The sequence below is a fragment of the Flavobacteriales bacterium genome (assembly GCA_020435415.1).
Lineage (GTDB): Bacteria > Bacteroidota > Bacteroidia > JACJYZ01 > JACJYZ01 > JACJYZ01.
The window spans coordinates 1-11,174 of the sequence record JAGQZQ010000102.1; the positions used below are offsets into that span (position 1 = coordinate 1).

Genomic DNA, 11,174 nt, shown 5'->3' on the forward strand with positions numbered 1-11,174 from the left:
CTATTCTTCCAAACTTCCGAACCGATAACCTACGCTAACCTGGAATAGCGCACTGGCCAATGATAATTCACGAAACATGAGGTCACGGTTATATCCCGTTTTTTCCACATTGCGGTTATAATCAACAATTCTTCTCCTGTAGGCAAATTCACCGGGAGAGACACCGATCCCAAGGGTGTACCCGAGATAAATCCTGTCGCTGGCATGGAACTTATGACCTACCACACCCCCAATCGAAACCTTGTTGGTTTCCGTCGATCTCCATGATGCATTGGTTTCCGCATTTGATTTCTGCTCCGGCGTCCAGTTGTCTTCATCCATGATCGTCCGGAACTCCCGCCAATAGCGCAGATAAGCGCCATAAAAGAATCCGGAATGAGGGTATCTTTTTGCGGAATACCTTTTGATCATCCCGGTTAAATAAAGGTTACTCATCCGGGTATCAACATCCGCGTTGATAAAGTAATTGCTTTGATTTTTCCACCAGAAAGAACCGACAACCTCCACACTGATGCGGCCATTATCAAGGTATTCAAAGCCCAGGCCCATGACCTCCGGCCCGGTTTTTAATTTCAGCTCAGATTGGGCATAGCCACCGGAACTCAAGAGACCGAGGGCTGCAATCAGGTAGTGTACTTTTTTCATGGTTACGCGTTTTGTTACACCCACCACAACGAAGGATTGTAGTCTTTATTGAGATGTCTGAACACATCATTCCCTATTTCTAAAATACAACATTCCAAGATTTTCCACCAAGCACGTTACAGAGAAATCTATAGATTCCCGAATCAGGTTCTTGGTTAACTTTACCCCATGCAAATGAACGAAGACATCGCAGCGGTGATCGCCAGCCAGTCCGGCATCACCCTGTCCGGGGTACATGCCACTATCTCTTTGCTTGAAGAAGGTGCCACCGTGCCATTTATTTCCCGCTACCGGAAAGAAGCTACAGGCGGACTGGATGAAGTCGCCATCGCGGATATCATGGTTGCCTACCAGAAGATACAGGATCTGCTTAAGAGAAAAGAAGCTATCCTTCGTGCCATCGAAGAACAAGGGGCATTGACACCGGAACTCAGGGCACAGATTGAAGGCACGCTGGATGCCCACGCCCTGGAAGACCTCTACCTGCCCTTCAAACAAAAACGCAAGACAAAGGCCGAAACAGCGCGCAAGAAAGGGCTGGAACCCCTGGCAAAAATGGTGATGGCCCAGAAAGATAGCGGCATACGTTCAAAAGTAAATGCCTTTATCAAAGGTGAGGTGACCTCGGAAGAAGAAGCCATCCAGGGTGCCAAAGACATCATGGCCGAATGGGTAAGTGAAAGCCGCAGTGCCCGTGACGCCGTCCGCCGGGTGTTTGACCGCAGTGCCACCATCACATCAAGAGTTGTCAAAGGAAAAGAAGACGAAGCGGAGAAATTCAAAGACTACTTTCATACCGAGGAAAAACTGAAGCGTTGTAAGTCCCATCGACTGCTGGCCATGCGTCGCGGTGAGAAAGAAGGGTTTCTGCGCGTGTCAATTCGTCCACCGGAAGAGGAAGCGATCGACGTGCTGAACCGCATCTTTGTAAAAAATGATGTGACCGGTTGGGTAACAGAAGCCGTGCTTGAATCCTACAAGCGCCTCCTGGCCCCGTCCATTGAAAATGAGTTTGCCGCCACTTCCAAAGAACAGGCGGATGAGGACGCCATCAAGGTGTTTGCAGAAAACCTGCGTCAATTGTTGCTGGGCGCTCCCCTCGGAGAAAAGCGCGTGCTGGCCATAGACCCGGGTTTCCGAACGGGATGCAAACTGGTGTGTCTGGATGAGAAAGGTGATGTGATGCATAACGAAACCATTTACCCCCATCCTCCGCAGGATCAGAAAAGCCAGTCGATGAAAAAGATCAGTTCCCTCATTGAAGCCTATCACGTGGAGGCGATCGCCATCGGGAATGGTACGGCTGGCAGGGAAACCGAAGCGCTGATCGGCCGCATGCGGTTTGACAGGGACCTGGAAGTTTATGTGGTGAGCGAGGCCGGAGCTTCTGTGTATTCAGCATCTCCTGTGGCACGCGAAGAGTTCCCGCAATATGATGTCACCGTCAGGGGTGCGGTATCCATCGGGCGCCGCCTCATGGATCCGCTGGCAGAGCTGGTAAAGATCGACCCGAAGTCCATCGGTGTGGGCCAGTACCAGCACGATGTGGATCAAAAACTATTACAATCTTCCCTCGACCGGGTGGTGGAAAGTTGCGTAAACAATGTGGGGGTGGACATCAACACCGCGAGCAAACATTTGTTGACTTACGTATCCGGCCTGGGCCCACAGCTTGCGAAGAACATGGTAGACTACCGTGCCAAGCATGGGGCATTCACCTCCCGGGAGGAATTTAAAAAGGTTCCCCGCCTGGGTGAAAAAGCGTTTGAACAGTGTGCCGGTTTCCTACGCATCCGTGATGGAAAGAACCCGCTGGACAACTCCGCCGTTCACCCCGAATCTTATCCGGTCGTGAAGAAAATGGCCAAAGCATTGCAATGCGATGTACAGGACCTGCTGCGCAATGAGGAACGGATCGCACAAATTGACATAAGGAATTTCATCTCCTCCGAAACCGGTGAAGAGACCATCACCGATATCCTGGCGGAACTTCGCAAACCGGGCCTGGATCCCAGGAAGAAGGCGAAGGCATTTGCTTTTGCGAAAGGCATCCATAAAGTCACGGACCTCGAGCCTGGCATGGTATTGCCGGGCATCATCACCAACATCACCAACTTCGGGGTGTTTGTGGATGTGGGCGTGAAGCAGGACGGCCTGGTGCACATCTCCAATCTGGCCAATGAATTCGTAAGCAACCCTGCGGATCATGTACACCTGCACCAACAGGTTCAGGTAAAAGTACTGGAAGTGGATGCCGAGCGGAAACGGATCGGGTTGTCGATGAAGGATGTGTGAGGGGGATTGCCTGTTTTGAAATTATTCAACCCGAAAATCGTATCTTTCGTTTATGAACTCTGCTGTCCATAACAAAGAAGAACTTCTTGTAAGGATTCTGTCTGCGCGCGACCGGATTCTTTCATATGGCGTAAAGCATCTGGGTATCTTCGGCTCTTTTGTCCGCAACCAGGCTCATGCGGGAAGCGACATTGACTTTCTGGTAGAGTTCTACCCTGAACACAAGAACTTCGACACCTTCATAGACCTTGCCTTCTTCCTGGAACAATTGCTGGGCAGGAAAGTTGAAATTGTTACACCTCAGTCGCTTAGCAAATACATTGGTCCCCGTATTTTAAAGGAAGTCGAGTATGTTTCCCTCGCAGCTTGAATTGCTCCGGCATATGATGGATGAATGCGACTTTATCCTGAACAGCACAGCGGAAAAACAAAAAGAAGAGGTTATCCTTTACCAGCCAGATTCACCCTAACTTCCGGCAAGCCCACCACCTCATAGGTAGCGGACGCAAGAGAAACCTTGCCCTCTGTCTTTTCGATGGCTTCAAGAATGTCTTTGTGGAGGGTGTTCTTCGTCATGCGCCTTTTCTTGCTGTCCACCACAAACCGCAGGGTGAACTCGATCCAGTTGTCCGTCAGCTTCATGGAGATGGACGGTTCGACATTCGCATCTTCAATGAGGTATTTCTTCACCATTTTTTTCCAGTGCTCTTTGGCAAATTCCGCATAGTCCATGAGGGATGCCTGTGCCGCATCGGCGATGATCTGTTGCGTTAATTTCAGGTCTGAACCGTAACGAATCGGCAGGGTGATCTCATCCCACAGGAAGGGGAAGTCGGACGTGTAATTGCGCACAGGACCTTTGAAGACAAAGGCATTGCTGATCTGAACGATGCGGCCGTTATAGTTATCACTCTTCACCCACTCCCCTATTTCCATCAACGTGGTCTTCGTGATACCGATGTCGATCACATCTCCTTTGACATTGTAAATCTCAATACGATCACCCGGCTTGTAGAGACCGGCGCCGTAAATGGTGACCCAACCCGCCACACTCAGGATCACCTCCTGAAGTGCAAAGGCCAGTCCGGCGCTGATCAGCCCGATGGCCAGGGAAAAATATTTCATCTCCCCGGTGAAGGTGATGATGGCCACCAGAAAGATGAGTGCATAGCCTGCCAGTCCGACAATCTTCCTGACACGATAACGGATGGCATTATCCGCAAGGACTTTGTTCATACCCCTGCGAAGCAACATCACCAGAAGCAAGATGGCTAAGACCCAGACAAGAAAATGGGCAAACCGGAGCCACAGTCCATCCATCGCACCGCTATTGTATTTGCTTATGAGTTGGTCGAGATCGGGCAAAGAAATATGAATTAAGAATGAAGAGTTAAGAACCAAGGGAATCGAAGAATACCCCCGGGGCCATTGTTCTTTCAGGGTAGCAAAGTTCGTTAAACGTCTGCATAATGGAAATGACAAATGTCATGCGGAAGTATTTACGTTTTCGTGAATTGAACATTAATATGTGGGGATAGTTACTGCAACCTAATAACGCTCATATTCTAAAAATAATAAAAGGATCAATTGCACGGTTATTTGAATTACGCATTGAATGAATTAACCCATCAGGTCCGCACAAACGATGAATGAAGCACCGATTACTTAATTTTTCAAAGTATTTTTTTCTTATACTTCTGATGTACATGCCGTTATTCGGCCACCTTGACAGGCTCCCCATCCGGCTTTGGGATGAGAGCCGACTTGCCATCAATGCCTTTGAAATGTACGAGGATGGCGATTGGATCGTGACCCATTTCAACGGTGCCCCTGATATGTGGAATACCAAACCCCCGCTCATGATCTGGGCACAGGTTATCTGCATGCACGTTATCGGGGTGGGTGAACTGGCAGTCAGACTACCATCCGCAATTTCAGGTTTTTTAACATGCATTGTTCTCTTGCTCCTTTCCCTGAGATACCTGAAAAGTTTCTGGTTTGGATTTATATGCATCATGGTGCTCATCACAACACACGGTTACCTCAATTTTCATTCAACCAGAACAGGTGACTACGACGCGATGCTTGCTTTATTCACCACCCTGGGATGTGTGTTATTCTTCATTTATTGTGAGAATCCCATTCCGAAAACGCTATATGCGTTTTTCTGTACAGTGGCCCTTGCAATCCTTTGCAAAGGCATTGCCGGCCTGATGTTTATTCCTGGCATTGTCGCTTATGCTTTTATACGTAAACAGCTAATCCCTTTGCTGAAGAACAAACACTTCTACCTCGGCCTGTTGTCTTTCCTAATACTGGCATCAGGTTATTACCTTCTGCGCGAAGCATACAACCCCGGCTTCCTGAATGCTGTTTACGAAAATGAACTTGGTGGCCGGTACCTCAAAGTGAATGAAGGACATGCTGAGGATTTCTGGTTCTATCTCAACAACCTCGTTCAATTCCAGATGCCCTTTTGGTACTGGCTGATCCCATTTGGGTGGGCGATAGGTTTTGCCAGTAAGAACCGTACTCAGAGGAGTCTGTCACAATTTTCAATGTGTATGGCATTAACCTACTTCCTGGTCATTTCTATCAGTCAAACCAAGCTGGAATGGTATGATGTGCCTATTTACCCGTTCCTCTCCATTGCCGTGGCGCAGGCTTTGCATTTTCCCATTGAATGGGTACGTTGTAATACCTGGCTGAATGCCTCCCTTCGGATCAATCTGCTTCCCCTGGCTTTACTGTTTCTAATCTGCATCAATCCTTATCGAAAAATATGGGACCAAACCTACATGCCAAAGGTATACCCATGGGAAAAGGATTTTTATGAAATCGGTTTTTACCTTCAGCAGGCTGCCAGGAGGAACCTGCCACTGAAGGACTGCAACATCTACTTTCCCGGGTACAATGCCCATCATGATTTTTATTTGAAAATCTTAAAGCAGCAAGGTTCAAATGTAAAGATCGCAGACCCTGCTATGTTACAGGTGGGAGATCAGATCATCCTGGGGGAGAACGAAACCAAAAACTACCTCGCCGACCATTATCATTATGACGTGATCGAAGACCATGGCGTGGTTGTCAGGTATGAGGTTTTGGGAGTTAAGAATGAAGAATTAAGAGTTAAGTATGAAGGGCAGTGAGGGAAGTACCTGAGGACATTATTCAATTACGGGAGCAAAGTTCGTTGAGCATCTTTATCATAGAACTGATGAACTTCATACGAAGAGATTTATAGTTGGTCCGCGCAATCAACTGTGAAAGCGACCGGTTTTTGGGAGGTGTGAGAAAACGGCATTATCTTGGGCCCGGATTGCATACCCACGGTTATAAGGCTTCTAGCCGGATGGATGCCATTACCAAGGTCCTGCCAGATGAGAAATCGATTTATCACAGTCGTTGTATTCTGCCTTTCTTTTATGTCAGGCTTCTGCCAATCCTCATGGACAGACAACACCAGCCTCATGGCTACCTCGCATGTGGGATACGTCCTCCCTGAATATTCCTTTTTCAACTATGTGGCGGAAGATTATGTGCACTCGGTTGATCTTTGTCTGCTCAGGGAGACCACCGGAAAAACACCCTGGGAGCAACTATACCACTACCCGGAATATGGCGTGTCGCTGTTTTTTTCTACCCTGGGGAACAACAAGGTCTTCGGTCATGAACTAGCGCTCACCTATTTCTTCCGGGTCAATATCGCCACCTGGAATCGTTTGCGGCTGTATCAACGTATCGGGATTGGGCTGGGCTATGTCAACAAAAAGTATCACGTCAACGACAACTACCTGAATGTGGCCACCGGTTCGCATCTGAACATTCATTTCAACATGCGCTTCGGCCTCGACTATAAACTGACCGACCGCCTGAACCTGAACACCGGTCTGTCTTTCGATCACTTCTCCAATGCCAACACCGTCAAGCCCAACCTGGGCATCAACTACGTCACCGGTTTCACAGGCCTGAGTTACCGGCTGGGTGCTTCCACCGAACGCCAGTTTCACGAACCGGAAAAGCATGAACGGAAAAACATCGCCTACCTGGTAACCAGCATCGGTGGCAAACAGACACACGCAGGGAACAAGGATTATTTCTGGACCGGTTCTCTGTCCCTGGAATGCCACCGGACCTTCTGGCGCGCCTTCCACCTGGGGGCCGGTGCCGACCTGTTCTTTGATTCCTCCACCAAACTGCAAATGCTCAAGTTCGACCTCACCTACAAGAATTCATATCCCTTCCAAAGTGGGATACACATCTCGCAAACTCTGCTGTATAACCATTTCAGCGTAACGATCCAGGAGGGTATTTACCTGGGACTTACGGAGCATGTAGACAACAATGTGATGTACAACCGCGGCATCATACGGTACCAGTGGAACGACCGCTTTAACATAAGACTGGCGATGAAATCCCATGCCTATATCCTGGACTATCCGGAGTTGGGCTTTGGCATCAAACTGTAAAGTGAAAAACGTTTTTGTCATATTGTGTGCGTTGCTGCTGTTGTCTGCCTGTGGTAAAAAGAACAACACGGAGGAAAGGTTCAGTGCGCTGCCGGCCTTCAACAAAGTCCGGTTGGATGCCACCTTTAACGTATACCTGACCGAAGACACCGTGTACTCTCTCACCACTGTAGCCGATAAAAAACTCATGGATGACATCACCTACACGGTGGAAGACAGCGTGCTCATCATTGGCAGCACAAGAAAATGGAAGTGGCTCACGCCAACAAAAAACAATGTCAAGCTATACATCCATTCCAAACCATTAAAGGAGGTGAACCCGAAAGAAACCTGCCACATCGAGACCACGAATGCTGTTACCTCCGTGGAGTTCGGACTGGTTCTCGAAAGCAAGACCAGCGAAGCCGACCTGGAGCTCGACTGCGGCATTTTCTATTACTGGATGAATTCACCCAGCGGCGGAAAGATCCGTCTGCACGGAAAGGTGGAACAGCTGCGCTTGTGGAATGACCATTATGTGTCCGTAGATGCCCGGGACCTCACCGCCACCACTGCCCATGTGGAAAACAACTCCAGAAGCAACTGTGAGATCACCGTTGTAAATAAACTCGAATACAAGATCGGCGGCATCGGTGACATTCATTTATACGGTTCCCCACCGGTCATCGTTGAACAGGAAGTGACCTCGACGGGGAGGTTGGTGGTGCATTGAGGGGGAGTGGGTTATCGAGAATAAGTGCGTAACAAGAAGGCACGGATTGCAAATCCGCGCGAGCTTGGGGAGACCACCAACAGCAGGAACAGGGTTTTTGCTTGGCGTATCATGATGCACACGTTATTAGTTATAACATACAGGACGGTCGACTGCATGCCAATCCGCCTGACGCTTACATATCCATGCCAATAACAAAGCGTTCAGCACCCGTCTGTAAACGGATGATAACAACTCCACCGAACGATTGAAAGTCCCCTTTCAATGGTTCATTGGCATTCCAGAAAAACATTTTAGAAATCGCTCCGAAGAGCACACTCTACTACCACGGTGGAAATGTATGAAAAAAGTTTGGGGATTGGGGATGTTTGGGGACGAAAGTGGATGAAATTAGACGAAAGCAGCACTCAAAAACGGCACTCACTCAGGGATACTTCTGATATGGTTATTCAATGAATTTCTGGAACTTTCTCCAATGTTTTCCTAGTTCCCGCCACACATCATCAAAATCCGGTATTTCGGTCATTTGATTTGCAAGATGATCGTTCCAGTGCTTTGCAAAAGTCTTTTCTTTTTGCTCCATGACTCTGATCAATTCGCCGGGATCATAACCCTTGTGCTTTGCCTTGTCCTGAAAGGCGAAAATGTGATCTTCAATATTCTGCCCTTCTACTTCAAATAAATACCAGAGGTCGTAGATGTCTCTGGGAGCTGTTCGTTGCATAACAGAACGCATCTTTTCTGCAATCACCTCCCCGAGTGGGTAGCAGAGTATGCTGTATTTTTCTTCAAGGTCTGAATAGGTGTTGATGATCTGCTTTTCTTCCGGTGTGTTGTATATCAGTTCGTCCTGACTGATATCAACTTTGATGTCTTTATTGGCTCCGGTTCCACCCAATGGCCCGGTATAGGAAAGGTAGAAATTGTAATTTCCGGTATCATGTTGTGTTTCGTTCTGAACAGAGAGGGAAATCCGGGATTCCTCATACACCCATTCGATTAATTTGTTGAAAGCAGCTTTTATGCCTTCAATGTCAAAGTCTTTTCCCCCGCCTTCGCTATCGCTGCGGCCGGAAGGTGTGAAAGTGAAATCAAGGTCTTCCGAAAAACGATAATCCGGGAAGTATACTTTTTTCAATACTGTGCCACCTTTGAATACCAGGTTCTTCTTCAGGAACGGATTGTTTGAAACACCATAGGTCACCCAGGAAACAACGTAGTCCTTTTCAATTTGTGTGTCCCGGACACCTTCCCTTCCGGCTATGGATTGTATTTCTCCCGGTTGTATCACTGGCTTATGTTTTTATCGAGCCCAGAACCGTTTTAAAGTCGATATTATCTATAATGCCCCATCTTGAGTTATAATTCCCATACTTGTCAAGTGAAGGATCCAAGGGAGCATAGGATGACGATATCTTTCCTGCCACAAACTTTTGCAATTCCGGAAAAAGCCCAAGTGCGTCTATAATAAAACCAAGTCGCTTATATACGACCTGGGTATTGAACTTTTCAAGGTAATCCTGAAATTTTACCGGTTGTAATTTCTCCCTTGATTTGTATAGTGCTTTGGTTATTTCCGTAATACCCCCGGCGTAATCCGGTTTATACAGGCAATCCAGAAATGTTTTTTCAAGGTCGCTGCAGTTTACTTTATGGAAGTCGTCAATCCATTGTTTTTTGTAGCCAAAGAAACGCTTTTCGCTTAAGGTGATGAATTCAAACCGGACATTCCTTATTTGTTGCACTTTGGGCTTCACTTGCTCATGCGTAACCACTTGTTCTACCATGGATGGCTGTGTGATCAATCCGTGAATATTCAGGGCACTGTAGAACCCGATATAATATTCTTTAGGCTGCATCATGGCTTCCGCAGTCAAATGCCAGTTGGGAAAATATTGATCAGGGTGTTGCTCGTACGGCACGCGGTGATACAGGCCTTCTTTGATACGCATGATTACGCCTCTCTTGGTCATATCGCTGAGAAGTTTTCGTACCGTTGAGTTATCCCTGCCGGAAAGAATTTCTGATGCTTCTTTTAGGGTAAAGAATTCCTTTTGCCGGCTTATAAGTCCATCCAGAAGCTCCGATGATCTGTATGAGATACCCTTATTCATATACTAAATGTGAGCTATAATCTCACAATCATGATACAAATATAGGAATTATCCTGGGATTTTCCCCGTATATCGAAGGCCGGAACCATCCGACCGGAATGGGACTCGTGTTCCATGGCTTTGTGTTTGGTGAACGAATGAACGGATTCGTTGCACACTGTAACTCGGGGGAGGGGAAAAGGGAAGTGGGGATAAAAAATTGAAGAATGATTTTAGAAGGTTCGAATATCTTCAACCAATGCATTCTTTAGTTTTAGTAGTACACTGTCTATAGCAAGGTCAAAGTTGGATATTTTATCAATCTCCATTTCTCTAATTCTCAATTCTTTAAATAGTTCATTGACTTTCCTTAAATATTTTTTCTTTGGTCTTTGAAGACCATTTTGATGTGCGCCAACTTTATTTCTTAAAATGTGGATTAGTTGCAGTGCCTTTGATTTCTTCCTATTATTCTTTTCCAGGAGTTTGTACTCATCTAAGACTCCGTATATTCTTATGATGAAATTTGCATTATGCCAATAGTTCAATAATTTCGGATTATAAACATCTTTAAACTTTCCAAGTTTTCTCCAATTAACGGAAACATCAATAATCCTTTGAGTGTAAAAACCAGGGGAATCATAGGACATACTTACACCAAAGTCCTTATTGCTAAAAACAGCCCTCGTTAAAAGGAGACAATTCCAGTTAAACCCTATGGAATTAATGATTTTTTCGGTATCCATAAATGCACGATTTTCTATTCCAAACTAAGCTTGTGCACAGGCCATAGTTTTTCTATTAGTTTATAGTTATCCATCAGTATGAATTTTGCCCTGTCTATTTTGTCTTTAAGTTCTTTTGGAAATTTAGCCATATCATCATCCCAGATTATGCAGTAGAAAATTGAAAAGGTGGTTCCAGCCGTTCGGTTTTTTCGAAAATATGCTCCAGAAAGTG

General features: G+C 46.6%; 11 protein-coding genes. 5 read left to right on the forward strand and 6 right to left on the reverse strand.

Going from position 1 to position 11,174, the window contains the following annotated elements:
- On the reverse strand, window positions 1–645 hold the full coding sequence (locus KDD36_13080) for a hypothetical protein (protein MCB0397581.1): 645 nt from the start codon (window positions 643–645) through the stop codon (window positions 1–3).
- Window positions 646–819: 174 nt separating this feature from the next.
- On the opposite strand from KDD36_13080, the gene KDD36_13085 reads away from it, so the two are divergent.
- Window positions 820–2,940 (forward strand): RNA-binding transcriptional accessory protein, encoded by a 2,121-nt coding sequence (locus KDD36_13085; GenBank protein MCB0397582.1) that lies wholly within the window; start codon window positions 820–822, stop codon window positions 2,938–2,940.
- Window positions 2,941–2,992: 52 nt separating this feature from the next.
- Window positions 2,993–3,310, forward strand: coding sequence for a nucleotidyltransferase family protein (locus tag KDD36_13090; GenBank protein ID MCB0397583.1), 318 nt, complete (start codon window positions 2,993–2,995; stop codon window positions 3,308–3,310).
- Window positions 3,311–3,381: 71 nt separating this feature from the next.
- Here the strand turns inward: KDD36_13090 and KDD36_13095 are convergent, their stop codons facing one another.
- Window positions 3,382–4,260 carry a mechanosensitive ion channel gene (locus KDD36_13095; GenBank protein MCB0397584.1) on the reverse strand — a complete coding sequence of 293 codons (879 nt, stop codon included), beginning with the start codon at window positions 4,258–4,260 and terminating at the stop codon, window positions 3,382–3,384.
- Window positions 4,261–4,646: 386 nt separating this feature from the next.
- Here KDD36_13095 and KDD36_13100 point away from each other — a divergent pair, with 386 nt between their 5' ends.
- The 3 genes from KDD36_13100 (at window position 4,647) to KDD36_13110 (ending at window position 8,121) form a co-directional block, all read left to right on the forward strand.
- Entirely contained in the window at window positions 4,647–6,089 is a 1,443-nt protein-coding gene (locus KDD36_13100; protein ID MCB0397585.1) for a glycosyltransferase family 39 protein, read from the forward strand.
- A 276-nt stretch (window positions 6,090–6,365) separates the two neighbouring features.
- Window positions 6,366–7,409: an acyloxyacyl hydrolase gene (locus tag KDD36_13105; protein ID MCB0397586.1), complete on the forward strand. Its 1,044-nt coding sequence runs from the start codon at window positions 6,366–6,368 to the stop codon at window positions 7,407–7,409.
- 1 nt (window position 7,410) lies between these two features.
- Complete coding sequence (locus tag KDD36_13110; GenBank protein ID MCB0397587.1) at window positions 7,411–8,121, forward strand: DUF2807 domain-containing protein; 711 nt, start codon at window positions 7,411–7,413, stop codon at window positions 8,119–8,121.
- Between the two features lie 445 nt (window positions 8,122–8,566).
- Here the strand turns inward: KDD36_13110 and KDD36_13115 are convergent, their stop codons facing one another.
- The 4 genes from KDD36_13115 to KDD36_13130 all read right to left on the reverse strand — a co-directional run.
- Window positions 8,567–9,412: a nucleotidyl transferase AbiEii/AbiGii toxin family protein gene (locus KDD36_13115; GenBank protein MCB0397588.1), complete on the reverse strand. Its 846-nt coding sequence runs from the start codon at window positions 9,410–9,412 to the stop codon at window positions 8,567–8,569.
- A 4-nt stretch (window positions 9,413–9,416) separates the two neighbouring features.
- Window positions 9,417–10,235, reverse strand: coding sequence for a type IV toxin-antitoxin system AbiEi family antitoxin domain-containing protein (locus tag KDD36_13120; protein MCB0397589.1), 819 nt, complete (start codon window positions 10,233–10,235; stop codon window positions 9,417–9,419).
- Window positions 10,236–10,447: 212 nt separating this feature from the next.
- Window positions 10,448–10,960, reverse strand: a complete 513-nt coding sequence (locus KDD36_13125; GenBank protein MCB0397590.1) for a hypothetical protein — start codon at window positions 10,958–10,960, stop codon at window positions 10,448–10,450.
- Window positions 10,961–10,974: 14 nt separating this feature from the next.
- Window positions 10,975–11,174 (reverse strand): hypothetical protein (locus tag KDD36_13130; GenBank protein ID MCB0397591.1); only part of this gene is annotated, 200 nt, incomplete at its 5' end.

Excerpts from the sequence above, each read along its gene's own strand:
- KDD36_13080 (MCB0397581.1), bottom strand. The coding sequence starts at position 645 with ATGAAAAAAGTACACTACCTGATTGCAGCCCTCGGTCTCTTGAGTTCC.
- KDD36_13085 (MCB0397582.1), top strand. The coding sequence starts at position 820 with ATGAACGAAGACATCGCAGCGGTGATCGCCAGCCAGTCCGGCATCACC.
- KDD36_13090 (MCB0397583.1), top strand. The coding sequence starts at position 2,993 with ATGAACTCTGCTGTCCATAACAAAGAAGAACTTCTTGTAAGGATTCTG.
- KDD36_13095 (MCB0397584.1), bottom strand. The coding sequence starts at position 4,260 with ATGGATGGACTGTGGCTCCGGTTTGCCCATTTTCTTGTCTGGGTCTTA.
- KDD36_13100 (MCB0397585.1), top strand. The coding sequence starts at position 4,647 with ATGCCGTTATTCGGCCACCTTGACAGGCTCCCCATCCGGCTTTGGGAT.
- KDD36_13105 (MCB0397586.1), top strand. The coding sequence starts at position 6,366 with ATGTCAGGCTTCTGCCAATCCTCATGGACAGACAACACCAGCCTCATG.
- KDD36_13120 (MCB0397589.1), bottom strand. The coding sequence starts at position 10,235 with ATGAATAAGGGTATCTCATACAGATCATCGGAGCTTCTGGATGGACTT.
- KDD36_13125 (MCB0397590.1), bottom strand. The coding sequence starts at position 10,960 with ATGGATACCGAAAAAATCATTAATTCCATAGGGTTTAACTGGAATTGT.